Genomic DNA, 25,602 nt, shown 5'->3' on the forward strand with positions numbered 1-25,602 from the left:
CGCGCCATGACCACCGTGGTACCCGACTCCGACACCGTCACCCGGGACGCGCTGGCCGTTCTGCAACCCACCTTCGCCGGCACCCACCGGGCGCCCGACTGGCTGCTGGCCCAGTTGGAGAACGGGATGACCGGCGTCGGGCTCTTCGGCCGGAACGTGGTCTCCACCGAGCAACTCGCCGAGCTGACCGGGCATCTGCGGCAGGCCAGGCCCGACGTGCTGGTGGCCGTCGACGAGGAGGGCGGCGACGTCACCCGCCTCGACGTGCACGGCGGGTCCTCGGTGCCCGGCAACCACGCGCTGGGCAGCGTCGACGACCCGGAGCTGACCCGCGCGGTCGCGGCCGAGATCGGCCGCCGGCTCGCCGCCTGCGGGGTCAACGTCAACTGGGCGCCGTCCGCCGACATCAACTCCGACCCGGAGAACCCCGTGATCGGGGTCCGCTCCTTCGGCGCCGAACCCGACCTCGTCGCCCGGCACACCGTCGCCTATGTGACCGGGCTCCAGTCCGCCGGGGTGGCCGCCTGCGTCAAGCACTTCCCCGGGCACGGCAACACCAACGTGGACTCCCACCACGCGCTGCCGCGCATCGACATCGACCTGGAGACGCTCCACGAGCGGGAGTTGGCGCCCTTCAGGGCCGCGATAGCCGCCGGCACCCGCTGCGTGATGAGCGCCCACATCGTGGTCCCCGCGCTGGACCCCGAGCGGCCCGGCACCCTCAGCCCCGCCGTGCTGACCGGGCTGCTGCGCGCCCCCGCCGCCGAGGGCGGCCTCGGCTTCGACGGGCTGATCTACTCCGACGCCATCGAGATGCGCGCGGTGGCCGAGACCTACGGCCTGGAACAGGGCTGCGTCCTGGCCGTCGCGGCCGGCGCCGACGCACTCTGCATCGGCGGCACCCCCTCCGACGAGGCCGAGGTGCTGCGGCTGCGCGACGCCCTGGTGCGGGCGGTGCGCTCCGGCCAGCTCCCGGAGGAACGGCTCCACGAGGCGGCGGAACGGGTGCGGGCCCTCGGCCGCTGGACCGCCGCCGAGCGGGAGCGGGGCGCCGCCGACCCGGCCGGCGCCGCCGGCACCGGGATCGGGCTGACCGCCGCCCGCCGCGCGGTGCGCGTCAGCCGCCCCGACGACGCCCCGCTCCAGCCGCTGACCGGGCCCGCCCATGTGGTGACCCTCAGCCCGGCCGCCAACATCGCCGTGGGCGAGGAGACCCCCTGGGGCCCGGGCGCCGAGCTGGCCCGGCTGCTCCCCGGCACCACCGTCAGCGGCCACGCCGGGGCCGACGCCGAACGTGCCGGGCCCGCCGGGCTCGCCCGCCAGGTCCTGGCGGCGGCGGGGGAGCGGCCCCTGGTCGTCGTCGTCAGGGACCGCCACCGCCACGCCTGGATGGCCGAGACCGTCGCCGAACTCGTCGCGGCCAGGCCGGAGTCCGTCGTGGTGGAGATGGGCGTGCCGCACGCCCCACCCGTGGGCGGCACCCATCTGGCCACCTATGGCGCCGCCCGGGTCTGCGCCCAGGCCGCCGCCGAGACCCTCACCGGCCACCGCGCCGACTGAGCCGGGCGGCGGGCCCGTTCCGTCGCCGTGTCCCACGGCCCCTCCTCGCGTTCCCCTTCGTGTGACGCGCGCGCCGCCCCGGCGGCGCGCGCGGCCTGTCCGTCCGATGTCCTCGTCCGCACCCCTCCGGCTGGGAGAGCCCCGATGTCCGCCACCGAGCCAGGCCGGCTGATGTTCGCCGAGATGACCGAGCAACCCGCCGTGCTGCGCCGCCTGTTGGAACAGGGGGCTCCGCGCGTCGCCGACGTCGCGTGGCAGATCGCGGAGCGCCGACCGCGCTTCGTCCTGCTGACCGGGCGCGGCACCTCCGACAACGCCGCGCTCTACGCCAAGTACCTGCTGGAAGTCCGCCTGGGACTGCCCTGTGGTCTCACCTCCATGTCCACCACCACCGCCTACGAGGCCAAGCCCGACCTGCGCGACTGCCTGGTGATCGCCGTCAGCCAGTCCGGCGGCTCGCCCGACCTGGTGGCCTCCACCACCGCCGCCCGCGAGGGCGGCGCGATCACCCTCGCCGTCACCAACAACCCGGACTCCCCGCTGGCCAGGGCCAGCGAGTACGCCATCGACGTGCTGGCCGGGCCCGAGCGGGCGCTGCCCGCCACCAAGACCTACACCGCCGAGCTGCTGGCGCTCTATCTCTTCGTCGTCGCCTTGGGCGGCGGCGACGGCACCGCCGCCGCCCGGCCCCTGCCCGAGCTGGCCGAGCGCGTCCTGGCCCGCCGGGACGAGGTGCGCCAACTGGCCGCCCGCTACCGCTTCGCCGAGCGCATGGTCCTCACCTCGCGCGGCTACGGCTACCCCACCGCCAGGGAGGCCGCGCTGAAGCTGATGGAGACCAGCTATGTGCCGGCCCTGGCCTACTCGGGTGCCGACCTGCTCCACGGCCCGCTGGCCATGGTGGACAACGTCTTCCCGGTGATCGCCATCGTCACCGGCGGCAGGGGCGGCGACGCCCTGCGCCCGGTGCTCGACCGGCTCACCGACCGGGGCGCCGACCTGATGGTCGTCGGCCCCGAGCGGGCCCTGGCCGGGGCGTCGGCGGGCTTCGCCCTGCCCACCGACGACCTGGACGAGGAGCTGGCGCCGATCCTGGAGATCATCCCGCTCCAGCTCCTCGCCTACGAGGTGACCCGGGCCAGAGGCCAGGACCCCGACGCCCCCCGCGCGTTGGCCAAGGTCACCGAGACCCACTAGCCGGGACGCCCGGCTCAGAGCAGCGCGCCCCCGGTGGCGTCGATGGACTGGCCGGTGACCCAGCGGGAGTCGGCCGAGGCGAGGAAGGCGACCACGTCGGCTATGTACGCCGGCGTCGCCACCTCGCCCAGCGGCGACATGCCCGCGATCGCCGCCCTCTGCTCGGGATCGCCCAGCTCCATTCGCGCGTTCATCTCCGTGTCGACGACGCCGGGGGCGACCGCGTTGACCGTGATCCGGCGCGGGCCCAACTCCCTGGCCAGGGCCTTCGTCAGCGCATCGACGGCGGCCTTGGTCATCGAGTAGGCGACCAGGTCCGGCATCATGCCGGCCCGGTGCGCGAGCCCGGAGGAGAGGTTGACGATCCGGCCGCCCTCCCGCAGCCGGGAGAGCCCGCGCTGGATCACGAAGAACGGCGCCCGGACGTTGACCGCCTGGACCCGGTCGAACTCCTCGGCCGTCGTCGCCGCGATCCCTCCGCCGTCGACGCTGATGCCCGCGTTGTTCACCAGGATGTCCAGGCCGTCGGCCCGCTCGTCGAAGGCCGCCCACAGCGCCTCCGCGTCCCCCGGCTCGCCCAGCCGCGCCCCGATGGCGAAGGCGCTGCCGCCGGCCGCCTCGATGGCGGCGACCGTCTCCTTCGCCGCCGCCTCGCGCTCCGCGTAGTGCACCGCGACCCGGGCGCCCTCGCGCGCCAGCCGCTCGGCGATGCCCCGCCCGATGCCCCGGCTGCCCCCGGTGACCAGCGCCGTCCTGCCCCTGAGCGTGCCCATGAGGCGCACCTCTTCCCCTGAGATCGCCCGGGCTCGACGCCCGGGCGAATTAACTAGTGCTCGTTACAGAAAGGACCGTAGCACCACTTCTCGAACGAGCGCTATAGAATTGGCCGCATGGTCACCCGATCGCGTGGACGCCCCCGTTCCTTTGACCGCGACGCCGCGCTGGAGCAGGCCACGCGCACCTTCTGGCAGCACGGCTACGAGGCCACCTCGATCTCCGACCTCACCGCGGCCATGGGCATCGGCGCGCCCAGCCTCTACGCCGCCTTCGGCGACAAGCGCACGCTCTTCGAGCAGGTCGTGGCGCACTACGTGGAGCGCTACGGCTCCTTCGTCGGCCGCGCCATGGCCGAGGAGCCCACCGCCCGCGCGGCCGTCGGCAGGGTGCTGCGCGAGGCGGCCGTGGAGTACACCACGCCGGGCCGCCCGACCGGCTGCATGATCGTCTCGGCGGTCACCAACTACCAGGAGTCGGCGCGCGAGGTGGCCGAGGAGCTGCGCGTGGTGCGCGACGGGAACCGGCGCGCCTTCCGCAGCCGGATCAGGGTGGACATCGCCTCCGGGGTCCTCCCGGCGACCGTGGACGCCGACGCCCTCGCCCGGTACTCGGGCGCGGTGATGCAGGGGATGAGCCAGCAGGCACGGGACGGCGCCGACGTCGATGAGTTGACCGCCGTCGCGGAGCTGGCGATGGCCGCCTGGCCCCGGGAGCTGCCGCAGGAGGACGTCGAACGGGAGGCGTGAAACGGACCTCGGCGGGGAACCACCCACGGGCCGCGGCACCGAAGAGGGACCCTCAACCCTCTTGGCACCGCAGCCCGGAGCGATATGGGCCCGGGGCGCCGTCAGGGCAGAAAGCGCCGGGCCCCGCTCTGCTCTCCTGTGCGGGGAGAGCAGAAGTCAACGGTCACCTCATTCTGGACCGGCCGCCTCCCATGTGTCCATGCTCTGAACGGACTTCCTGCCCCGTTTCGTCGTTCCCCGTCACAAGTTGATCACATGGCGCATCGGAACCGTCTCAAGGCGTACGCCGGTAAGCTCCGGGTGTGCCCTCCATGAACGACCTCGTACGTCAGCACACCGCCCTGGGGACCGGAGACCTGGAGTGGCTCCACCTCCTGGTCTCCGAGTGGCAGCTCCTGTCCGACCTGTCCTTCGCGGACCTGGTGCTGTGGCTGCCGACCGAGGACGGCACCCGCTATGTCTCCGTCGCCCAGATGCGGCCCAACACCGGGCCCACCTCGTACCAGGACGACATGGTCGGCCACCTCGTGCCCCGGGGCCGGCGGCCGCTGCTGGACGTGGCGTTGGACGAGGGGCGGATCGTGCGCGAGGGGGACCCGGAGTGGCGCGAGGAGGTGCCGGTGCGGGTGGAGTCGATCCCGGTCCGCCGGGAGGGCCGGGTGCTCGGGGTGATCGCCCGCAACACCAACCTGCTGACCGTGCGGACCCCCAGCCGGCTCGAACTCACCTATCTCCAGAGCGCGTCCGACCTGGCCCAGATGATCGCCGGCGGCGCCTTCCCGTTCCCCGGGCAGCAGGTCGGGATGGACCGGGCGCCCCGCGTCGGCGACGGCTTCATCCGGCTGGACGCCGAGGGCGTGGTGCAGTACGCGAGCCCCAACGCCCTCTCCGCGTACCACCGGTTGGGCCTGGCGACGGATCTGGTGGGCCTCCCGCTGGGCCCGACCACCGCCGAACTGGCGCCCACCCGCGGGCCGGTTGACGAGTCGCTGGTGAAGCTGGCCAGCGGCTGGGCGCCCAGGGAGGCCGAGATCGAGGGCGCCGACTGCGTCATCCAGCTCCGGGCGATCCCGCTCAAGCCCAAGGGCGAGCGCATCGGTTCGTTGATACTCCTGCGCGATGTGACGGAGTTGCGCCGGCGGGAACGCGAGTTGATCACCAAGGACGCCACCATCCGGGAGATCCACCACCGGGTGAAGAACAACCTCCAGACGGTGGCCGCGCTGCTGCGCCTCCAGGCGCGCCGGATCGGCGCCGCCGGGGACTCCAGCGCCAGGGCCGCGCTGGAGGAGGCGGTGCGCCGGGTCGGCTCGATCGCCATCGTGCACGAGACGCTCTCCCAGAACCTCGACGAACGCGTGGAGTTCGACGAGATCGCGGACCGGGTGATCACCATGGTCGCCGAACTCTCCCCGGAGGGACGGGTGGTGGGCCGGCGCACCGGCCGCTTCGGGATTCTGGACGCGGAGACGGCGACGCCGCTGTCCATGGTGCTCACCGAGGTTCTCCAGAACGCCCTGGAACACGGCTTCGGCCCCGGCGAGCGGGGCACCATCGACGTGGTGGCGGCGCGCACCGACGCGCCGCGCGGCCCCAGCCGGCTGCTGGTCACGGTGGAGGACAACGGGCGTGGCCTGCCGGCCGGCTTCGACCCGCGCGGCGACGGGAACCTCGGCCTCCAGATCGTGCGCACCCTGGTGGAGGGGGAGTTGGGCGGCCGCTTCGACATGCTGCCGTCGGACGGCGGCGGCACCCGGGTGGTGCTGGACCTGCCGCTGGAACCGGAGAAGCGCTGACGGGTGAATCGGCCGTCGCCGCGTTGACGCGGCGTCAGCCCGCGTCCCCGGCGAGTCCGCCGGGCAGCACTAAGCCCCGGCGTCCTGGCCGGTGTTCGGCCGGGTGCCGGGGCTCATCACGTCCTACGCGATATGCACCGTGGGCGGTGCGGGTGCTGCGGCTCGGGGCAGCGAAGGTGGTGGCGGTGAGCCTGTCAGGCGGTGGCCTTACGTGCCCGGTTGCGAGCGGCGCGACGCTTCATCGCACGGCGCTCGTCCTCGCTCATGCCGCCCCAGACGCCGGAGTCCTGACCGGACTCCAACGCCCACTGCAAGCACTGCTCCATCACGGGGCAGCGGCGGCAGACGGCCTTGGCTTCCTCGATCTGCAGCAGCGCGGGACCGGTGTTGCCGATGGGGAAGAACAGCTCGGGGTCTTCCTCGCGGCAAACGGCGCTGTGACGCCAGTCCATGTCTGCTCCATCTCCTGCACGTTGCAGTTACATTGCTTGTGAATGTGAACGCTTTCACGAATCCCCTCACGAAGCAATGAGTGCCGCTGGACGTCACTCTGGGTGAGGACCTCACTGCGATCCCGGAGGATGAGGAGGAAGGATTCGGACTCTCAAGGGGGCCAGAGGTTTGGCCGTCCCGATCGCCATGAAGAGGTTCGCAAACCTCGGCGACGGATACAACCCCTTCCGTGAAGTTTTTTTTGAATCCTTGGTGTCGCCTAGCTCACAACCCTAATTCCCTTGGGTGGAGTCTGCGCTAAACGTTCGACTACAAGGACTTTTGGCGGTTCCGCTCACACAATCACACGCAGTGCACGGCGCACGCCTGTGAAGGAGACGCTGTTTCGCAGTCCGAGGTGGTCACCATCAAGCTGAAACGGCAGCGGCACCTGCGATTGCAAGGTGAACTCCGTTTCGTCATGCAACGACACCACATGTCGGCCATGTGGCCCTCGGTCCGGGCTGGAGCGCAGGAGTTGAGTGCCGTAGCGGGTGACGGCGGCGGAGGAGAGACGGGAGAGGCCGAGCACGTCGAGCGCGGTGTCGAAGGAGGCCCGGGGGGCCGCGTACATCGGCCTGTTGCCCAGGAACGTCCAGGGCGCGGTGTTGCAGACTATCGACAACACCAGCCCGTCGACCGGGTCTTGGCCCGGCCGCGTCAACGAGATGGTGCCGTGGGTGCGTTGGCGGTCGCCGAGGAAGTGCCGCATCGCCTGGCGGACATAGAGGGCGTGGGTGGAGCGCTTGCCGCGCTCGCGCTGGCCCTCGACCCGGCCGATCACCCCCGCGTCGAAGCCGTAGCCGGCGCAGAACGTGAACCAGCGGCTCGGCACCTCGGCGTCCTGGGTGCCGGGCGTCCCGGTGGCCAGGCCCAGGCCGATGGCGCGCTCGGAGCCGGCGTGCAGGGCGTCCAGGAGCGCGCCGGTGGCCTCCACCGCGTCGTTGGGCAGGCCGAGGGCGCGCGCGAAGACGTTGGTGGAGCCGCCGGGCACCACGGCCAGCCGGGGCAGGTGGCCGTCCCGGTCGGGGCCCTCGTGCAGCAGGCCGTTGACCACCTCGTTGACGGTGCCGTCGCCGCCCAGGGCGATCACCACGTCGGTGCCGGCCTCGGCGGCCCGGCGGGCCAGCCGGCGGGCGTGGCCCCGGTACTCGGTGGCGGCGACGTCGAGCTTGACGTCGCTGGCGAGCGCGTGACTGATCACGTCCCTGGTGCGCGCGCTGGTGGTGGTGGCGACCGGGTTGACCACGAGAAGTGCGCGCATGGGTGCAGGGTACCCAGGTCGGGGCGGGGGAGGTGTCGGCGGTGCCTTATACCCTGGCCGGGTGAGCGAGAAGAGCGCGCGGAGCCCCGGAGGGACGGGCGGGGAGATGGCCGCAGCAGGGAACGACGCCGCGCGGCCGCGCAGGGTGGCGGTGGCCGCCGTGGTGTGCGCGGCCCAGGGTGCGGTGCTGGTCGGGGTCGGGCTGGTGATCCTGGTGTTGGCGCTGACCGGGGACCCGGGCGATCTCGCGCAGGCGGTGGCCGGCGCGGTGACGCTGGTGGCGCTCGCGGTGCTGCCCTTGGTCGCCGGGCACGGGCTGTGGCGGCTGCGGCGCTGGAGCCGGGGGCCCGGGGTGATGGCGCAGCTGCTGGCGCTGCCGATCGCGTTCACGCTGCTGGGGAGCGGGGGCGCCTGGGTCGCGGCCGCGTTGCCGCTGGCCGTCTCGGCGTTGCTGGTGCTCGGCTGTGTGCTCAGCCCGACGGCGACGGAGGCGCTGGGGGTGGGGCCGCGCTCCGCCTGAGGGGCGGAGCGGGGGCGGGGTGCGCGCGGGGTGCGCGCGCCGGCTGGGCGTCACTCCTCGACGAGGAGCTTCTCCCGGAGTTGGGCCAGGGTGCGGGCCAGCAGCCGGGAGACGTGCATCTGGGAGATGCCGACCTCCTGGGCGATCTGCGACTGGGTCATGTTGCCGAAGAAGCGCAGCAGCAGGATCTTCTTCTCTCGGGGCGGGAGTTGCTCCAGCAGCGGCTTGAGGGACTCCCGGTACTCCACGCCCTCCAGGGCGTCGTCCTCGGCGCCCAGGGTGTCGGCCACGGCCGGCGACTCGTCGTCGGTGTCGGGGACGTCCAGCGAGAGCGTGCTGTAGGCGTTGGCCGACTCCAGCCCCTCCAGGACGTCCTCCTCGGAGATGTTCAGTCGCTGGGCCAACTCGTGCACCGTGGGCGCCCGGCCGTGCTGTTGGGACAGTTCGGCGGTGGCCGTGCTCAGCGAGAGCCGCAGCTCCTGGAGTCGGCGCGGCACCCGTACCGCCCAGCCCTTGTCCCGGAAGTGGCGCTTGATCTCGCCGACCACCGTGGGCGTGGCATAGGTGGAGAACTCCACGCCGCGCTCGGGGTCGAAGCGGTCCACGGACTTGATCAGGCCGATGGTGGCGACCTGCGTGAGGTCGTCCAGCGGCTCGCCCCGGTTCCGGAAGCGGCGGGCCAGGTGCTCCACCAGCGGCAGGTGCATCCGCACCAGGGTGTCGCGCAACTCGGCGCGCTCGGCCGAGCCTTCGGGCAGGGTGCGCAGCTCGACGAAGAGGCCGCGGGCCGCGCTCCGGTCCTGCGGGTCGGGAGCGACCCTGCGGCGCGGCTGCGGCTCGGTGCGCTCCCGTCGGCCCGCCGGGGTCACCGGCTCCACCGAACTCACCGGGTCCACCGGGTCGCTCGGCCCGGGAATGCTGGCGCCGGCGGGCCCTGCCGCCGTGCGCGTCGTCTGCTCCACCTCGTTCACCTCGGCCCCCTCGTCCCGTGGCGGCCCCTGGGCGCCTCTCACGGCGTTCCGGGGGCGGCGCCGCGCTTCTTGTGCAGGCTGATGCTGACCGTCCTGTCCTCGGCGACGGCCGATTCGACCTCGCCGGCGAGCGCGGTGAGGACCGTCCAGGCGAACGTGTCCCGCTCCGGGGCGTGGCCCTCGGTGGTCGGGGCCGAGACCGTCACCCGGAGCGCGTCGCCGACCAGCGTGAAGACGCAGTCGAGCACGCTTCCGGGGATGGCCTGTTGGAGCAGGATCGCGCAGGCTTCGTCGACCGCGATGCGGAGGTCCTCGATCTCGTCGAGGGTGAAGTCCAGCCGGGCGGCGAGCCCGGCCGTGGCCGTGCGCAGCACCGACAGATAGGCACTGGCGGCCGGCAACCGGACTTCGACGAAGTCCTGCGATCCGGGCTCACCTGGGAATGGGGACACCCTCACCTCCACAGAGACTCACAGTTCGTAGACGCTCCCTGGCACCGGTTGGTGCCCTGGCCGCCCTGCGACGCTACCGCGATCCACCGCGCGCTGTCGCCTGGCCCGGGGACGCGACCGACCGACCTGACCACCTCAGCGGTATTACTCATCGTAGTGCGCTCGGTGCGTAGTGTGCCCGGTGAGGCCGCGTCAAATCCCCTGTCGGCGACAGATGTTGTGCGTGGTCACCACGCGGTGGTCGTTGATCGTACTGCCCCGTTCGGTCGTCGTGTCACGCCCACCCGAGCTGGGTGAGTCCCACCTCGTCGGCCAGGCAGCGGTCGATCACGCGGTCGGCGCCGAACACGATGTTCTCCGGGAGGGCGTTGACGTCGACCCAGCGCACCTCGGAGTGCTTCTCCGGTTCGACGTTGTGGGCCTCGCCGCGCCAGGTGTCGGTCAGGAAGATCACCGTGAGGAAGCCGTTGGGCGCCTCGACCCCGCGCGCCGCGTGCAGCACATGGGCGACCCGCAGCGAGGACTCCTCGACGACCAGGCCGGTCTCCTCCCGCAACTCCCGCACGGCGGCGGTCGCCACGGGTTCGCCGGCGTCGCACTTGCCGACGGGGAGGTCCCAGAGGCCGGGCGCGAACTTGGCCCGGGGGCCGCGTCGCAGCAGCAGCACCCGGTCCGTGGCGCGGTCGTGGACGAGAACGGCGGCGGCGAGCATGGTCATCGACTGGACGGCGGGCGGCAGGGGCTGGGTCTGCGACATGCCACCAGCCTAGGTCGGGCCGCCCGTTGGGCGGGAGCCGGTTTCTCCGACGGCGGGCGGCGGGCGGCGGGCGGACGCGCGGGGTCAGCAGGGCCAGCGGGGTCAGTGGGGGAACGGCGGCGGGCCGGGGTGCGGCCAGGCCGGCGGCGGCTGGCGGCGGGGCGCGCGGGCCGAACCGGCGAAGCCCAGGCCGAAGATCGCGATCAGCAGGGCCGGCACCGAGAGCAGCATGGTGAGCAGCATCAGCGTGCCCCGGGTCGAGTCGACGTACGCGCTCCAGTCGCCGACCCGGAAGGTGAGGACCACGGTCCGGTACTCCAGGTAGGCGGCCATGGCCAGCAGCGTGAGGCCGGCGCCCCTGGCCACCGGCCTGCCCAGGCAGGCCAGCACCCCGACGACCAGCATGGAGACCGCCAGCGCCGCCTCGTGGAAGTAGACGCCGCTGGTCAGGGACGTGGGCGAGTGGAAGAGCGAGGGGTCGACCAGGTCCCGGAAGTACTCGCCCCAGGACTTGAGGTCGTACTCGGCGGCCAGCCGCTGGTTGTCGAGCGTCCAGGCGATGTCGGCCAGGGCCAGCGCGATCAGCAGGCTGCCGCCGAGGACGCCGAGGGTGCCCAACGGGCGGGGGCCGCCCGGGTGTTCGCCCGGCGGGAGCTGGCCGGCCGGTTCGCGGCTCGGCGCGGTGTGGCGGGTCGGCGCGGGTTCGCGGGCGGGGAGCAGCAGGATCAGCACGGTGGCGGCGAGCAGCAGGCCGACGCCGTAGGTGGTGAGGGTCCACGGGCCGTAGGTGGGCGCGTCGAAGCCGGCCCGGTAGTCCTCGTCGAGGGCGCCGACCGCCTGCCGCAGGCAGAGCGCCAGCAGCAGGAAGGCCAGCACCAGCGCGCCGCCCCTGGCGACCCGGCGCTGGCAGAGGGCCAGCACGGCGACCGTGACCAGGGCGACGGCGAACATCCACTCGTACGGGGTCAACGCCATCAGGTCCACCGCGTGGAGCGGGTCGACCAGCGCGCGGAGCAGGTCGTCGACGGAGCTGGCGGGGGAGTCGTTGATCCCGGTGAGCACCCAGGCGATCACGCCGCCGCCGAAGACCAACAGCAGCACGCCGGCGACGAGATACCGGGGGCCGTGCTCCAGGGAGGCGCGCGCGGGCGCGGGCGCCGGGGCGGGCAGGGGCGCGGGGGCGTGCGGTGGTGCGCCGGGCGCGCTCGGCTCAGGCGGTGCGGTCATGGCTTCCCCCCGTGGCTGTTCGACAGGCCGCTGGTCGGCGGCTTCCTCGACGATGGCAGCGGTCGCGGGCGCGGGGAAGGCGCGGGGCCCGGGCTGTTGCGAAGGCGTTGCACGGGGACGCGGAAAACGGCGCGTGCGGGCGGGGCCGAACAACAAAAAACCGCACCTTGCGGGTGCGGTGAATTCCTCGCTATATTACGTGGTTTGGCGTGCTGGATTGGATGTCACACGTCAACTCCCAAGCGAATCCTAGCGAATAGGTGATTGCCTTGTCAAGCGGCGGAGAAAGTCCGGAGATCGCGGCCGAACAGGCCTATGTGGACGGGCTGCACACCCGTCTCGACACCCTGCGGAACGAGGCCGTCGCCGCGCTCGACGCCACCCTGGCCAGCACCGGCCTCACCCATCAGGGACTGGTCGAACGCGACCTGAGCGCACACGAGTTGGCGCGTCGGGTGGCCCAGCTCGACGCGGTGGAGAGCGGCCTGTGCTTCGGGCGGCTCGACATGGCGGGAACCGCCGTTGAGAAGGGCGGAGACGAAATCGGCGAGGTGGCCGGAACCAGGGCCACCGCGAATGCGGAAACCCGCTATGTGGGCCGGCTCGGACTCCGCGCCGACGACGGGGAACTCACCCCGCTGCTGATCGACTGGCGGGCGCCGGCGGCCCGTCCGTTCTATGTGGCGACGGCGCTCCACCCGGACCGGGTGCGAAGGCGGCGGCACATCAGGTCGCGGGGCCGACGGGTGATCGGAATCTGGGACGAGGACTTCTCCGGCGGCACATCCGAGGTCAACGGGGACGCCGCGCTGCTGGAGGCCCTCACCGCCGCCAGGACCGACCGGATGAGCGACATCGTGCCGACGATCCAGGCCGAGCAGGACGAGGTGATCCGCGCGCCGCACGCCGGCGTGCTGGTGGTGCAGGGCGGCCCCGGCACCGGGAAGACGGCGGTGGCGCTGCACCGCGCCGCCTACCTGCTCTACACCCGGCGCGAACGGCTGGCCAGGAGCGGGGTGTTGGTGGTCGGGCCGACCGCGACGTTCCTCTCCTACATCGGGGAGGTGCTGCCGTCCCTGGGCGAGACGGGCGTGCTGCTGGCCACCGTCGACCGGCTCTTCCCCGGGGTGACCGCGCGGCGGGCCGAGCCGGCGGCGAGCGCGGAGATCAAGGGGCGGCTGGCCATGGCCGAGGTGTTGGCGGCGGCCGTCGAGGACCGCGAGCGGCCGCCGGACGAGGGCTGCCGGCTGGTCCTGGACCGGCAGCCGTTGACCGTTCCGCACGAGGCGTGCGCGCGGCTGGTCGAGCGGACCCGTCAGGCCGGGCTGCGGCACAACGAGGCGGCGCCGGTCTTCCGGGGCCTCTTCCTGGACGAGCTGGTCGAACGGGTCGCCGCCCGCTACGGGACCGACGTGCTGGACGGCAGCCCGCTGCTCACCGGCGCCGACCTGGAGGTCATCCGGGAGGAACTGGCCGAGGACCCCGAGGTGTTGGGGGCCGCTGACGCGCTGTGGCCGGTGCTGACCCCGACCGCGCTGCTGGCCGGCCTCCTCGGCTCCCGGGAACGGCTGGCCGCCGCGGCGCCCGGGCTCACCGAGGCGGAGCGGGCCGCGCTGCACCGCCCCGGGGCGCCGGCCGGCTGGACGGCCGCCGACGTTCCGCTGCTGGACGAGGCGGCCGAGCTGCTGGGGCCGGTGCCGCCGGGCGGGCCCGACCCGGCGGAGGTCGAGCGGGCGGAGGCGGTGCGGCTGGCCCGGGAGGCCCTGGACGTGGCCTATGGCTCGCGGGGCGCCGAGGTGGAGAACGCCGAGGACGCCGAGGAGTTGGCCGCCTGGGACCTGGTGGACGCGGAGGCGCTGGCCGAGCGGCAGGCCGAGGTGGACGTCAGGACCCCGGCCCAGCGGGCGGCGGCCGACCGCACCTGGGCCTTCGGGCATGTGGTGGTGGACGAGGCGCAGGAGCTGTCGCCGATGGCCTGGCGGCTGGTGATGCGGCGCTGTCCCTCCCGTTCGATGACGCTGGTCGGGGACATCGCGCAGGCGGGGAGCGCGGGCGGCGCCGCGTCCTGGGATGAGGTGCTGGCGCCCCATGTGGGGGACCGGTGGCGGCTGGCCGAGTTGACGGTCAACTACCGGCTGCCGGCCGAGGTCGCCGAGGTCGCGGCCGGGGTGCTGGCCAGGATCGACCCGGCGCGGCGGGCGCCGCGCGCGGTGCGGGCCGCCGGCGAGCGGCCGTGGTGGCGGCGGGCCGCCGACGCCTCGCCGGCCGGACTGGCCGCCGGGGCGGCCGAGTTGGCGGCGGCGGCGCGGGCGGCACGGCCGGCGGAACGGGTCGCGGTGCTGGTGCCACGGGGGCTGCTGGCCGAGGCCCGGCGGGCGGTGGCGGCCCTGGACCCGGGCGAGGACGTGGGCGGGGGAGCGGACGGGATCGTGGTGCTGGACCCGGCGGAGGCCAAGGGCCTGGAGTTCGACGCGGTGCTGGTCGTCGACCCCGAGCGGATGGTGACCGAGGGGCCGCGCGGGCTGGGCGACCTGTATGTCGCGCTGACCCGCCCGACCAGGCGGCTCGGCCTGCTCCACCCGGGCGCCGCCCCGCCGGCCGGCCTCCCGGGCCTGGCGGGGCTTCCGGGCGTGGCGGAACTCCCGGGCGTGGCACGGGAGAAGGACGCGGCCGCCCGGCCGTGAACGACCGCACCCGGGCCGTTCCGGGACGCCGTGCTCGGCGCCCTGGGCGGCCCGGGTGCGGGGGTTGGTGCGGCCCGTGACCGGCGTTGCCGCCGGTCGGACGGGCGGGAAGGCCGGGTCAGGCCTTCTTGGTCTCCCAGAAGATCTTGTCGATCTGGGCGATGTAGTCGAGGGCCTTCTGGCCGGTCGCCGGGTCGGTCGAGCCCTTGGCCGCGCTCAGGGCCTTGAGGGTCTCGTTGACCAGCTGGTGCAGCTCCGGGTACTTCTCGAAGTGCGGCGGCTTGAAGTAGTCGCTCCAGAGCACCGAAACGTGATGCTTCGCCAGCTCGGCGCGCTCCTCCTTGATGACGGTGGCGCGGGCCCGGAAGTGAGGGTCGTCGTTGGCCTGGTACTTCTCCTGGACGGCCTTGACCGACTCGGCCTCGATCCGGGCCTGGGCCGGGTCGTAGACGCCGCACGGCAGGTCGCAGTGCGCGCTGACCCTGACCTTGGGGGCGAACAGGCGGGAAAGCATAGAGCTGTCCTTCCTCGTGATCGTCTTCTCCCGGGCGAGGTTACTCCGTGCAGGGGCGGTTTTCTCGGCCGACCCGAGGCGTTCCCGGGGGCTTAGGCCAAAAGTCCGGTGCCGCGCGGGGACCGGGGGCGGAGCGCGGCCGGGCCGCTCGGGAGGGGAGGATGGTCCGGCGGGGAGGCTGCGGACATGCGATCACCGGAGGGAACGGGGACCATGGCTCAGGGACGACGAGTGAGGGTGCGATGAGGTTTGGGCTCGCCGAGGTCTACAACCCCTCGATGCTGCCTACCCTCTGCCCCGGCGACCAGTTGCTGCTCGCCTACGGGGCGCGGGTGCGTCCCGGGCATGTGGTGGTGCTGCGTCACCCGTTCCAGCACGACCTGCTGATCGTCAAGCGCGCGGCGGAGCGGCGCGAGGGCGGCTGGTGGGTGTTGGGGGACAACGCCCGGGTGACCAACGACAGCCGGGAGTTCGGGGTGGTGCCCGACGGACTGCTGGTGGCCAGGGCGGTGCTGCGGCTGCGTTCCCCGCTGGGTGCCGGTCAGCGCTCGGACGCGGCGGGGCCGGGCGGGGTGGCCGAGGTGGCCCGGGCGCTCGGCGATCCCGAGCCGGCGGGCGTTGACCGTTCGGGCGCGCCCTCCCGGGTGGGCGCGCTGGCCGGCGCGTTGGGGCGGCTGCCGTCGGCGGTGCGCCCGCTGACGGCGCGTTCGCGGCGCTTGCGCGCCCGGTAGGCCGCGACGTTGGCCCGGGTGGCGCAGCGGTCGGAGCAGTAGCGCCGGGAACGGTTGGTCGACGTGTCGACATAGGCGTTGCGGCAGGGCTCGGCGCCGCAGATGCCCAGCCGGTCGACGCCGAGCTCGGTCAGCTGCACGGCCAGGCCCATGCAGGCGGTCGCCGCGTAGCCGGCGGTGGCGTTCGAGGGGTGCTCGGCCAGGTGCAGGTGCCAGCGGGGGCGGCCGGCGTCGTCCAGGAAGTCGTGGCCCGAGATCTGCGGGCTGACCGGGTACTCCAGCAGCAGCGCGTTCAGCAGGTCAACGGCGCCGCGCTCGTTCCCCTCGGCCGCCTCGGTGAAGACCGCCCGCAGCCGGGCGCGGACCCCGCGCAGCCGGGTCACGTCGGCGTCGGTGGCCCGCCGGGCGGCCTGCCGGGCCTCGCCGAAGAGGTCCCGCACGGCCTCGACCGAGGTCAGCGTGTCCTCGCCGCGCGCCGGCCGCTCGGTGTTCACCAGGCGCACGGCGAAGTCCGAGTAAGTGGTCAGTTCCAATTGTGTTCCTTACCTGGCGGGCCTATAGTCGGGGGCGGCCATAGTAATGGGTCGCCACGATAGATGGCCCTTACCGGTGGTCTTCGCTGTTCTTCGGTCTCAAGGGAGGGACGATGGCCGACTGGTCGCGCTGGCAGAAGAGTTGGGACCAGCAGCAGGAGTGGTACCTGCCCGATCGGGAGGAGCGCTTCCGCGTGATGCTGGACGCGGTCGAGGCGCTGGTCGGCGACCGGCCCCGGATACTCGACCTGGCCTGCGGCACCGGCAGCATCACCGCGCGGGCGCTGCGCCGCTTCCCCGAAGCGGCCAGCGTGGGCGTGGACCTCGACCCGACGCTGCTCACCATCGCCAGGGGCACCTTCGCCGACGACCCGCGCGCCACCTTCGTCACCGCCGACCTCACCGACCCGAACTGGGCCGAAGCGCTGCCCCACGACTCCTTCGACGCGGTCCTCACGGCGACCGCCCTGCACTGGCTGACCGAGGAGCCGCTCCGCGCGCTCTACGGCCGGCTCGCCACCCTGGTGCGCCCCGGCGGCGTCTTCCTCAACGCCGACCACATGCCGCACCCGGACGCGCCCCGGATCGGGGAGGCGGTCGGCGCCTTCGAGGCGGCCAGGCAGCGGCGGGAGAAGGCGGCCGGCCAGGCCGACTGGATCGACTGGTGGGCCAGCGCGGCGGCCGACCCCGAGCTGGCCGAGGCGACGGCCGAGCGGTACCGGATCTACGGCGACCCGGCCGAGGGCGACCACGCCGAGGGGCAGATGTTCCCGCTGGAGTGGCATGTCCGGGCGCTCCGCGAGGCCGGCTTCGCCGAGGCCAGGGCCGCCTGGGCCTCGCTCAGCGACACCACCGTGCTGGCCCTGCGGTAGTCGCGCGCCCGGGGCGGGGTTCCGGCCCGTGGCCCGAACCCTGCCCCGGAGCCGTCGGCTCAGACCCGGGCCACGCCCTCGGCGCGGGCCGCCTCGGCCACCGCGGCGGCGACCGCCGGCGCCACCCGCGGGTCGAACGGCGAGGGGATCACCTTCCGCGGGCTCAGCTCGTCTGCGACCACGGCGGCCAGCGCCTCGGCCGCCGCCAGCTTCATCCCCTCGGTGATCCGCTTCGCCCGCACCTGGAGCGCACCGGCGAAGATCCCGGGGAAGGCCAACACGTTGTTGATCTGGTTGGGGAAGTCGCTGCGCCCGGTGGCCACCACGGCCGCGTGGCGGGCGGCGACCTCGGGGTGGACCTCCGGGTTCGGGTTGGCCATGGCGAAGACGAACGCGCCCGGCGCCATCGTCGCGACCGCCGACTCGGGCACCGTGCCGCCGCTGACGCCGACGAAGACGTCGGCGCCGGCGAGCGCGTCGGCCAGCGAGCCGCTCCGCCCGGCCGGGTTGGTGATCTCGGCCAACTCCCGCTTGACCTCGGTCAGATCCTCCCGGTCCCGGCTCACCACGCCGCGCCGGTCGCAGACCACCACGTCCGCGACGCCCGCGCCCAGCAGGATGCGGGCGATGGCCACCCCGGCCGCCCCCGCGCCCGAGATCACCACCCGCAGCGCGGCCAGTTCGCGGCCGACCAGGCGCGCGGCGTTGCGCAGCGCGGCGAGGGTGACCACGGCCGTGCCGTGCTGGTCGTCGTGGAAGACCGGGATGTCCAGGCGCTCCCGCAGCCGCCGCTCCACCTCGAAGCAGCGCGGCGCCGAGATGTCCTCCAGGTTGATCCCGCCGAAGGAGGGCGCCAACCGCACGACGGTCTCGACGAGTTCGTCCACCTCCCGGCAGTCCAGCGCGACCGGCACCGCGTCCACGCCGCCGAACTGCTTGAAGAGGATCGCCTTCCCCTCCATCACCGGCAGCGAGGCCTCCGGGCCGATGTCGCCCAGGCCGAGCACGGCGCTGCCGTCGGTGACCACGGCGACCGTGTTCGACTTCCAGGTGTAGTCGTGGACCAGCTCCGGCCGCTCAGCGATCGCCTCGCAGACCCGGGCGACGCCGGGCGTGTAGGCGAGCGAGAGGTCGTCGGCGTCGCGCAGCGGGACCGTGCCGCGCACCTCCATCTTGCCGCCCCGGTGCAGGGCGAACGCCGGGTCGAGGCCGGTCTCGGGCAGCTCGTCGGTGAGCTGCGGATGGCCGGGTCCCACGTGGGTCAGCTCCCCACGCGGATTGATGATCTCCGATGCCACTTCGTGTAACCCCTTTGGTACAACGTCATCGTCTGAGATGGCCGCTCTCCGGTCGGAGTGCGGGCGGGCATCGCGTCCGCCGTTCGCCCGGTGGTTGGCTTGTCGGCGCGGGTCGCGATGCGGACGCCGGGCGCTTCGCACGGGCGCCCGGGTCCCCGGGTGAGGGGTCTTCCGCTCGGTTCTACCCGATGAGATGGCGCGCCGACGAACGCATTCGGTTTCCGGCGGGAAAACGATCAGTGATCCGTCGGAGATGCGCCGTGGATGCGTGAGGGATGCGACCGGAAAGGGGCGGGGAAGCGGTTTTCCGATCGGGTTGTCGTGGGCTGTCGGCCGAATGCGGGAACGTCCCGGAGATCCCTCCGGCACCCGTGGCCCCACGGGTGACGTATCTCTCAGTGCGCGCGGCGGCGGCCGGCAAGGGACCACGCGTACCAGCGAGTTGTCCACTTCCGTTCACCGGTGTCCGCTGTCCGTTATCCGATCTTGATCTACCGACCGGTTCCGTTTCCGGTTCGGATGGCAGGATGTCGGGGCACTGACGCTCGACCGAGCGCTCAGCCCGTCGCGACACTCGACGACGCGTGCCCGACCCCCTCGGTACCCCCGCCCCAGGAGGAACACGCCATGACCGCTCGCCTCTCCCGCCGCTCACGCCTGGCGGCGGCCGGTTCTCTCGCCGCAGCCGGCGTTCTGCTGCTCGGCGCCTGCGGCGACCAGACGGACGACGGCGGGGACACCGACAGCGCGGCCTCGTCCGGCGGTTCCGAGTCCGAGGGCGGGTCCGACGAGGGTGGGGCCGAGGGCGGCGAGCTGTTCGACCTGCTGCCGGCGGACATCCAGGAGGCGGGCGAGGTCAAGGTCGGCTCCGACATCGCCTACGCGCCCATCGAGTTCATCGACGAGAACGACGAGATCGCCGGCATCGACCCGGACATCGGCGCCGCGCTCGGCGAGGTGCTGGGCGTCGACTTCGTCTTCGAGAACGGCACCTTCGACGGCCTGATCCTGGGCCTCAACAACGGCCGCCACGACGTGATCATGTCCGCGATGACCGACACCGCCGAGCGGCAGCAGGGCATCAGCGAGGACGCCGAGGGCGGCGCCGACTTCGTCAACTACTTCCAGGCCGGCTCCGCGATACTCGTGCCCGCCGACAACCCCGAGGGCATCGAGAGCGTCGCCGACCTCTGCGGCCTGAGCGTCGCCGCCCAGCAGGGCACCGCCAACGAGACGGTGATCGAGGAGGCGCAGGCCGACTGCGACGAGCCGATCACCCCGGTGATCAACGAGGTCGACAGCGACTCGATCACCGCGCTCCAGAACGGCCGCGCCGACGCCGTGATCACCGACTACCCGGTGGCGCTGTACAACGAGTTGAACGCGGGCGGCGGCGACCTGTTCACCGTGGTCGGCGAGCAGATCGACGCCGCGCCCTACGGCATCGCCGTCTCCAAGGAGAACCCGGAGCTGCGCGACGCCCTCCAGGCCGCGCTCCAGGAGATCATCGACAACGGCACCTACGCCGAGATCCTGGCCGAGTGGAGCGCCGAGGCCGGCGCGATCGAAGAGGCCACGATCAACGCCGGCGAGTGACCGCGACCGACAGCCAGCGAGGGCGATCTTCGTGTCAGATTCCCGCGACCGCCTGTCGAAGGAACCGGTGGGCGAACCCCGGTCCGGCGGCGTTCTGAAGGATCAGGTGCCACCGGAGGCGATCCGGGCCGTGCCGGTGCGCCGCTGGGGACGGTGGGTCGGCGTGGCGGTGGTGTTCGCGCTGCTCGCCGCGCTGTTCCAGGCGTTCCGTGGCGCGGACATCAACTGGGACGTGGTGGGCGAGTTCCTCACCTACGACACCATCGTCGAGGGCGCCGGCAAGACGCTGTGGATCACCGTGCTGTCCATGCTGCTCGGCGTGGTCCTCGGGGTGGTCCTGGCGATCATGCGGCTCTCCCGTAACCCGGTGCTGGCCGGCGTGGCCTGGGGCTACATCTGGTTCTTCCGGGGCACCCCGGTGCTGGTGCAGCTGTTCCTCTGGTACAACCTGTCGTTCGTCTTCGAGACCGTGAACCTCGGTTTCTACAAGGACGAGATGAACGACTTCATGACGCCGTTCCTCGCCGCGCTGCTGGGGCTCGGGCTCAACGAGGCCGCCTACATGGCGGAGATCGCCAGGGCCGGCATCCAGTCCGTGGACCACGGGCAGACCGAGGCGGCCCACGCGCTGGGCATGAACAACGGCAGGACGCTGCGGCGGATCGTGCTGCCGCAGGCGATGCGGGTGATCGTCCCGCCGACCGGCAACGAGTTCATCAACATGTTGAAGACCTCGTCGCTGGTCTATGCGATCCAGTACACGGAGCTGTTCCGGGCCGGCAACACGATCAGTTCGCGAAACCTCGCGGTCATGGAGATGCTCATCGTCGTGACGGTCTGGTATCTCATCCTGACCACGGTGTTCAGCATCGGTCAGTACTACCTGGAGCGGTACTTCGCCCGAGGCAACGAGCGGTCCCGGCCGCCCACCCCGTTCCAGCGGGCCAGGGCGCAGTTGTTCGGGTTCCGGGCGCGGCGCGCCGGCAGCGGCCAGGTCGGAGGGGTTTGACGCCATGAGCACGACGAACTCCCCGCGCCCGATGGTCAGGGCGGAGCGGGTCCACAAGAACTTCGGCTCGGTCAAGGTGCTGCGGGGCATCGACCTGGAGGTCAGCCCCGGCGAGGTCTGCTGCGTGGTCGGGCCCTCGGGCTCCGGCAAGTCCACGCTGCTGCGCTGCGTCAACCACCTGGAGAAGATCAACGCCGGGCGGCTCTACGTGGACGGCGAGCTGGTCGGCTACCGCCAGCGCGGCAGCAAGCTCTACGAGATGCGGGAGCGCGAGGTCGCGGCCCAGCGCCGCGACATCGGCATGGTCTTCCAGCGCTTCAACCTCTTCCCGCACATGACGGCGGCGGAGAACGTGATGGAGGCGCCCGTCCAGGTCAAGGGCCTCCGGCGGGCCGAGGCGCGGCAGCGCGCCGAGGAGCTGCTGGCCCGGGTCGGGCTGGCCGACCGGATGGGCAACTACCCCTCCCAGCTCTCCGGCGGGCAGCAGCAACGCGTCGCCATCGCCCGGGCGTTGGCGATGGACCCCAAGCTGATGCTTTTCGACGAGCCGACCTCGGCCCTCGACCCCGAGCTGGTCGGCGAGGTGCTGGACGTGATGCGGGCGCTGGCCGAGGACGGCATGACCATGATCGTGGTCACCCACGAGATGGGCTTCGCCCGGGAGGTCGGGGACAGCCTGGTCTTCATGGACGACGGGCTGGTCGTCGAGGCGGGCGACCCGCGCGAGGTGCTGGCCAACCCGCGCCAGGAGCGCACCAGGGCGTTCCTCTCCAAGGTGCTCTGACGGCACGGTGGTTCAGGGGCCGCGCGGCGCGCGGCCCCTCAGCCGTGCCGGCCCAGCGGGATCGTCCACGCCCCGAGCGGGGTGCCCTCGTTCGGGGTCAGCTGGCCGGTCTTGCTCCAGCCCAGGGCCTGGGCGGCGGCCTGCGCCGGCCCGTCGCCCGGCTCCAGCAGGAGCAGCGCCAGCGGCGCCGAGGCCCGGGAGAGCAACTCGCGTTGCAGCCGGCCCGCCAGGCCCTGACCGCGCCGCCTCGGGTGCACCAGCAGTTCGGCGACGATGAAGACCCGGCGGCTTTCGGCCAGTTGCGGCAGCACCTCGGGGCGCTCGCGGAACCGGGACCACCAGCCGCCGTCCCGCTCGGCCAGGAAGCCGTACGCGCAGCCGACGGGGCTCGGGTCGCCGGCGAGCACCAGGTCGAACTCGGGCTGCTGGACGTCGTGGTCGACGAAGCGGCGCAGGAACCCGGCCCGGTCGGGCGGCGCGGCGTCCGGCGCCGGGTCGCGGAGCGCCGTGGCGAAGAGGTCCGCGATCTGGTCGCGCTCCGTCTCGGCCTGCCAGCGGCTGAGTCGACGAAGGAACAACGTGCCCATGCCGGTCCCCCTGATTCTCGACGGGCCACGAACTGCCCCCGGGCCGAACGGACTTCGCTCGCACGGGCGGTGACTCGCGTGCGCGGGCGGTCGGGCCCGCGTCGGCGCGCCGGGGCCACCATCTTCCCACCGTACGGCGGCGACGGGAACGGCGACGACTGGCCGGTCCGGTCGCCGCCGCGCGCGAGCGGGCCCCGGGGTGGGGGCTGGCCCGGGGCGATCACCCGGGCTAGCGTGCGAGGCATGTTCGCCGCCTATGCCACGCACTTCGACGCCGACCGACCGCTCGACGGGCTGCGGTTGGGCGAACGGCCCCGCCCCGAGGCCCGCGAACACTGGGCGGTGGTGCGGGTGCGCGCCGCCTCCGTCAACCACCACGACCTGTGGACGCTGCGCGGCGTCGGCCTGCGGCAGGAGGCGCTGCCCATGATCCTGGGCTGCGACGCGGCCGGCGTCGACGAGGACGGCAACGAGGTGGTGGTGCACGGCGTGATCGGCGCCACCGGACACGGCGTCGGGCCCGACGAGCGCCGCACGCTGCTCTCCGAGCGGTACCAGGGGACGTTCGCCGAGTATGTCGCCGTGCCGCGCTGGAACCTGCTGCCCAAGCCGCCCGAGCTGTCGTTCGCCGAGGCGGCCTGCCTGCCGACAGCCTGGCTGACCGCCTACCGGATGCTCTTCACCGCGGCCGGGGTCCGGCCGGGCGACACCGTGCTGGTGCAGGGCGCGGGGGGCGGGGTGGCGACGGCCGCCGTGATCCTGGGGACGGCGGCCGGGCTGCGAATGCTGGTCACCGGCCGCGATCCCGCCAAGCGGGAACGGGCGTTGACGCTGGGCGCCGACGCGGCGCTGGAGCCGGGCGAACGGGTGCCGCGCCCGGTGGACGCGGTGCTGGAGACGGTGGGCGCGGCGACCTGGCGCCACTCGGTGCGCTCGCTGCGGCCGGGCGGCACCCTGGTGATCTCCGGGGCGACGTCCGGACAGGCGCTGCCGGACGCCGAGTTGACGCGGCTGTTCTTCCTCGAACTGCGGGTGGTCGGCTCCACCATGGGCGACCGGGACGAGCTGGCGGCGCTGCTGAGCTTCTGTCAGGCCAGTGGCGTGCGCCCGCTGATCGACTCCACGCTGCCGCTGGACCGGGCCGACGAGGCGCTGGCCAGGATGGAGCGCGGGGACCTCTTCGGCAAGCTCGTCCTCACGGGCTGACCGGCCGGGCCGGGCCCGCGCCGGGCCCGCGCCCGGGGGCCGGTCAGGCGTGCGGGGAGCGGAGCATGGCCACCAGGTGGGCGGAGGCCACCGAGAGGTGGCGCCGCGCCTCGCGCAGCTGCTCCTGGCTGACGCCGTAGTCCCGGGCGGCGTCCCGCACGTCGTCCCGCAGGCGGTCCAGCAGGCGCTCCAACTCCCGCGCCGGGTCGGAAACCGGCGGGGCGTCGTCGTCGAACGCGGCCTCGTCGTCGAGCGCCGCCTCGAACTCCTCGGCGGCGGACGCCTCGGCCGCGCTCCCCGGGCCGGCCGACCAGCCGCCCGGCCAGGGCACCTGCGCCCCGACCCGACTGCCCCAGCCCTCGAACTCCGCGCCGAGGCCGTCGAGTCCGGCGCGCACCGCGCCCGGCCAGTCCCCGGCCGTGGCCCGGGAGCGCACCCGCTCCTGGATGCGGCGGGCCGCCCGCTCGAAGTGCTCCTGGCCGGGGGGAACGCCCGGGCCCCGGCCCGGCGACTCGGGCCGCTCCTCGCCGTCGGGCGTCTCGTCGAACCCGGGTGGCCCCCCGGGGCCCGCCGCCCAGCGGCCCTGGCCGCCGCCGCGCCGCCGGCCGGTCCCTGGCCGCCGCCAGGGGCCGAACTCGCCGGGCCCGCCCTCGGGGCGGCCGGCCGTCTCGGTGGCGCGCCTGACCTCGTCCCGCAGGTCCCGCACCGAGTCCCGCACGTCCCCCCTGATGCCGGCGGCCAGCGCCGTCAGCGAGTCCCGCAACTCCCGCTCCAGCGCGGTCAGCTCCTCCGCGCGGCCGGCCAACTCCCGCTCCCCCTCGGGGGTGAGCGAGTAGACCTTGCGGCCGCCCTCCTCGGTGTGGCTGACCAGCCCCTCGGAGGCGAGCTTGGCCAGCCGGGGATAGACCGTGCCGGCCGAGGGGGCGTAGAGCCCGTCGAACCGCTCCTCCAGCAGCCGGATCACCTCGTAGCCGTGGCGGGGGGACTCCGACAGCAGCTTGAGGAGGTAGAGCCGGAGCCGGCCGTGGCCGAAGACGGGAGGCATCTCAGACGTCCTTACGCAGGGTGGAGGGGGCGGGCCGCGCTGCCTCGATGCCGGGGTGGCGCAGCAGCGCCAGGGAGCCGGACAGGGAGGAGAGGCTGATCGTGCCCGCGCCCGAACCGATGCGGCCGGCCAGGGACTTCGCGCCCCAGGGGCCGACCCGCAGCCCGGGCAGGGAGCAGGTGACGGTACCGCTCAGGGTGCTGCCGGAGACCGTGGCCCCGACGCCCTCGGGCAGGCGGAGCGCGATCCGGCCCGAGACCGAGCCGAGCCGGATGTCGGGCGGGACGGCGGCGCTCGCGTGGTCCACCAGCAGGTCTCCGCTGACCGTGTCCGCCTGGACGGCTGGCCCCGTGCCGTCGGCGACCGTCAGCGGGCCGGAGACCGAGTGGCAGCGCAGCGGCCCCCGCAGCCCCAGCGCCTCGACCGGTCCTGAGACGGTCTCCACGCCCGTCCGCCCGGCGAGGCCGACCAGCGTGACGTCCCCGCTCACCGCGTCGACCGAGACCGCGCCGGCGAGGCCGCCGAGCGTCACGTCGGCGGTGACCGCGCCGACCGAGACCCGGCAACTCCTGGGCAGCGAAAGGGAGATCACCGCCTGCCGCCGCCGGCGGCGGTGCGCCAGCCAGGACAGGAAGCCCTGCCAGGGCAGGTCCGGATAGCCCACGACCAGTCGCTCGCCGTCGATCCTCACCAGCAGCGGCGGCCCGTCGACCGAGGCGACCTCCAGGCGCGCGACGGGCTCGTCCGTCGCGACCACGTTGACCGCGCCGCCCATGACGCGGATCTCCGCCTCAACGATCGGGTCCTCGGCGAAGGAGAGCGTCTCCGGCTCGGCGATGGACCACTCGTCGTTCCGCGCCATCGCGCCTCCCTCGGTGACCCGGCCCGCCCCCGCCGCCGGGAGCCTGGCCGATATATCGCAACTTACCGAAGACGATATATCGCGTGTGGCTCACGTCAAGGGGCGGCCCCGCCCGGGGCGGG

At 73.4% G+C, this 25,602-nt stretch carries 24 protein-coding genes and 1 pseudogene; 12 read left to right on the forward strand and 13 right to left on the reverse strand.

Features of this window, described 5'->3' with window-relative positions; genetic code table 11:
• Positions 1–6 precede the first annotated feature (6 nt).
• Positions 7–1,560: a glycoside hydrolase family 3 protein gene (locus FH609_RS00700; RefSeq protein WP_139665758.1), complete on the forward strand. Its 1,554-nt coding sequence runs from the start codon at positions 7–9 to the stop codon at positions 1,558–1,560.
• Positions 1,561–1,704: 144 nt separating this feature from the next.
• Positions 1,705–2,757, forward strand: coding sequence for an SIS domain-containing protein (locus FH609_RS00705; protein WP_139665757.1), 1,053 nt, complete (start codon positions 1,705–1,707; stop codon positions 2,755–2,757).
• 14 nt (positions 2,758–2,771) lie between these two features.
• Here the strand turns inward: FH609_RS00705 and FH609_RS00710 are convergent, their stop codons facing one another.
• Complete coding sequence (locus tag FH609_RS00710; RefSeq protein WP_139665756.1) at positions 2,772–3,530, reverse strand: SDR family oxidoreductase; 759 nt, start codon at positions 3,528–3,530, stop codon at positions 2,772–2,774.
• Positions 3,531–3,647: 117 nt separating this feature from the next.
• Here FH609_RS00710 and FH609_RS00715 point away from each other — a divergent pair, with 117 nt between their 5' ends.
• Complete coding sequence (locus FH609_RS00715) at positions 3,648–4,280, forward strand: TetR/AcrR family transcriptional regulator (protein WP_139665755.1); 633 nt, start codon at positions 3,648–3,650, stop codon at positions 4,278–4,280.
• Positions 4,281–4,591: 311 nt separating this feature from the next.
• A complete protein-coding gene (locus tag FH609_RS00720) occupies positions 4,592–6,076 on the forward strand; it encodes a sensor histidine kinase (protein WP_193317754.1) in 1,485 nt (494 codons plus the stop codon).
• 194 nt (positions 6,077–6,270) lie between these two features.
• On the opposite strand, the gene FH609_RS00725 is transcribed toward FH609_RS00720, so the two are convergent.
• The gene (locus tag FH609_RS00725) at positions 6,271–6,528 is read right to left on the reverse strand and encodes a WhiB family transcriptional regulator (protein WP_062206726.1); all 258 of its coding nucleotides are present in this window, start codon (positions 6,526–6,528) and stop codon (positions 6,271–6,273) included.
• Between the two features lie 335 nt (positions 6,529–6,863).
• Positions 6,864–7,832 (reverse strand): diacylglycerol/lipid kinase family protein, encoded by a 969-nt coding sequence (locus tag FH609_RS00730; RefSeq protein WP_139665753.1) that lies wholly within the window; start codon positions 7,830–7,832, stop codon positions 6,864–6,866.
• A gap of 61 nt (positions 7,833–7,893) precedes the next feature.
• On the opposite strand from FH609_RS00730, the gene FH609_RS00735 reads away from it, so the two are divergent.
• Positions 7,894–8,352 (forward strand): hypothetical protein, encoded by a 459-nt coding sequence (locus FH609_RS00735; RefSeq protein ID WP_193317753.1) that lies wholly within the window; start codon positions 7,894–7,896, stop codon positions 8,350–8,352.
• Between the two features lie 50 nt (positions 8,353–8,402).
• Here FH609_RS00735 and FH609_RS00740 read toward each other — a convergent pair whose 3' ends face one another.
• The 4 genes from FH609_RS00740 to FH609_RS00755 form a co-directional block, all read right to left on the reverse strand.
• Positions 8,403–9,314, reverse strand: a complete 912-nt coding sequence (locus FH609_RS00740) for an RNA polymerase sigma factor SigF (RefSeq protein WP_405378808.1) — start codon at positions 9,312–9,314, stop codon at positions 8,403–8,405.
• Between the two features lie 47 nt (positions 9,315–9,361).
• Complete coding sequence (locus FH609_RS00745; protein WP_122182798.1) at positions 9,362–9,775, reverse strand: anti-sigma regulatory factor; 414 nt, start codon at positions 9,773–9,775, stop codon at positions 9,362–9,364.
• A gap of 274 nt (positions 9,776–10,049) precedes the next feature.
• Positions 10,050–10,532: an NUDIX domain-containing protein gene (locus FH609_RS00750; protein WP_139665751.1), complete on the reverse strand. Its 483-nt coding sequence runs from the start codon at positions 10,530–10,532 to the stop codon at positions 10,050–10,052.
• A 102-nt stretch (positions 10,533–10,634) separates the two neighbouring features.
• Positions 10,635–11,759, reverse strand: coding sequence for a hypothetical protein (locus FH609_RS00755; RefSeq protein ID WP_139665750.1), 1,125 nt, complete (start codon positions 11,757–11,759; stop codon positions 10,635–10,637).
• A 260-nt stretch (positions 11,760–12,019) separates the two neighbouring features.
• Between FH609_RS00755 and FH609_RS00760 the strand changes: the two genes are divergently transcribed.
• Positions 12,020–14,443 carry a HelD family protein gene (locus tag FH609_RS00760; RefSeq protein WP_319789545.1) on the forward strand — a complete coding sequence of 808 codons (2,424 nt, stop codon included), beginning with the start codon at positions 12,020–12,022 and terminating at the stop codon, positions 14,441–14,443.
• A gap of 118 nt (positions 14,444–14,561) precedes the next feature.
• On the opposite strand, the gene sodN is transcribed toward FH609_RS00760, so the two are convergent.
• The gene (gene sodN, locus FH609_RS00765) at positions 14,562–14,957 is read right to left on the reverse strand and encodes a superoxide dismutase, Ni (RefSeq protein WP_139665748.1); all 396 of its coding nucleotides are present in this window, start codon (positions 14,955–14,957) and stop codon (positions 14,562–14,564) included.
• A 278-nt stretch (positions 14,958–15,235) separates the two neighbouring features.
• Here sodN and FH609_RS32355 point away from each other — a divergent pair.
• A pseudogene (locus FH609_RS32355) lies at positions 15,236–15,406 on the forward strand (nickel-type superoxide dismutase maturation protease); the annotation flags it as partial.
• A 92-nt stretch (positions 15,407–15,498) separates the two neighbouring features.
• On the opposite strand, the gene FH609_RS00775 reads toward FH609_RS32355, so the two are convergent.
• Entirely contained in the window at positions 15,499–16,221 is a 723-nt protein-coding gene (locus FH609_RS00775) for a CGNR zinc finger domain-containing protein (protein ID WP_226961291.1), read from the reverse strand.
• Between the two features lie 113 nt (positions 16,222–16,334).
• Between FH609_RS00775 and FH609_RS00780 the strand changes: the two genes are divergently transcribed.
• The gene (locus FH609_RS00780) at positions 16,335–17,093 is read left to right on the forward strand and encodes a class I SAM-dependent methyltransferase (RefSeq protein WP_139665746.1); all 759 of its coding nucleotides are present in this window, start codon (positions 16,335–16,337) and stop codon (positions 17,091–17,093) included.
• A gap of 59 nt (positions 17,094–17,152) precedes the next feature.
• Here the strand turns inward: FH609_RS00780 and FH609_RS00785 are convergent, their stop codons facing one another.
• Positions 17,153–18,391 (reverse strand): NADP-dependent malic enzyme, encoded by a 1,239-nt coding sequence (locus FH609_RS00785; RefSeq protein WP_405378805.1) that lies wholly within the window; start codon positions 18,389–18,391, stop codon positions 17,153–17,155.
• Positions 18,392–19,018: 627 nt separating this feature from the next.
• On the opposite strand from FH609_RS00785, the gene FH609_RS00790 reads away from it, so the two are divergent.
• The 3 genes from FH609_RS00790 (at position 19,019) to FH609_RS00800 (ending at position 21,780) form a co-directional block, all read left to right on the forward strand.
• Complete coding sequence (locus FH609_RS00790) at positions 19,019–19,987, forward strand: ABC transporter substrate-binding protein (RefSeq protein ID WP_139665745.1); 969 nt, start codon at positions 19,019–19,021, stop codon at positions 19,985–19,987.
• Between the two features lie 106 nt (positions 19,988–20,093).
• Complete coding sequence (locus FH609_RS00795; RefSeq protein WP_226961292.1) at positions 20,094–20,996, forward strand: amino acid ABC transporter permease; 903 nt, start codon at positions 20,094–20,096, stop codon at positions 20,994–20,996.
• Between the two features lie 31 nt (positions 20,997–21,027).
• Positions 21,028–21,780 carry an amino acid ABC transporter ATP-binding protein gene (locus FH609_RS00800; protein ID WP_139665917.1) on the forward strand — a complete coding sequence of 251 codons (753 nt, stop codon included), beginning with the start codon at positions 21,028–21,030 and terminating at the stop codon, positions 21,778–21,780.
• Between the two features lie 38 nt (positions 21,781–21,818).
• On the opposite strand, the gene FH609_RS00805 is transcribed toward FH609_RS00800, so the two are convergent.
• Positions 21,819–22,367, reverse strand: a complete 549-nt coding sequence (locus tag FH609_RS00805) for a GNAT family N-acetyltransferase (protein ID WP_139665743.1) — start codon at positions 22,365–22,367, stop codon at positions 21,819–21,821.
• 243 nt (positions 22,368–22,610) lie between these two features.
• Here FH609_RS00805 and FH609_RS00810 point away from each other — a divergent pair, with 243 nt between their 5' ends.
• Positions 22,611–23,573 carry a zinc-binding dehydrogenase gene (locus FH609_RS00810; protein ID WP_139665742.1) on the forward strand — a complete coding sequence of 321 codons (963 nt, stop codon included), beginning with the start codon at positions 22,611–22,613 and terminating at the stop codon, positions 23,571–23,573.
• Positions 23,574–23,616: 43 nt separating this feature from the next.
• Here the strand turns inward: FH609_RS00810 and FH609_RS00815 are convergent, their stop codons facing one another.
• A complete protein-coding gene (locus tag FH609_RS00815) occupies positions 23,617–24,618 on the reverse strand; it encodes a PadR family transcriptional regulator (RefSeq protein WP_139665741.1) in 1,002 nt (333 codons plus the stop codon).
• 1 nt (position 24,619) lies between these two features.
• Positions 24,620–25,480, reverse strand: coding sequence for a DUF4097 family beta strand repeat-containing protein (locus FH609_RS00820; protein ID WP_139665740.1), 861 nt, complete (start codon positions 25,478–25,480; stop codon positions 24,620–24,622).
• Between the last annotated feature and the right edge of the window lie 122 nt (positions 25,481–25,602).

The sequence above is a fragment of the Streptomyces sp. 3MP-14 genome (assembly GCF_006334905.2).
GTDB classification, from domain to species: domain Bacteria; phylum Actinomycetota; class Actinomycetes; order Streptomycetales; family Streptomycetaceae; genus Streptomyces; species Streptomyces triticirhizae.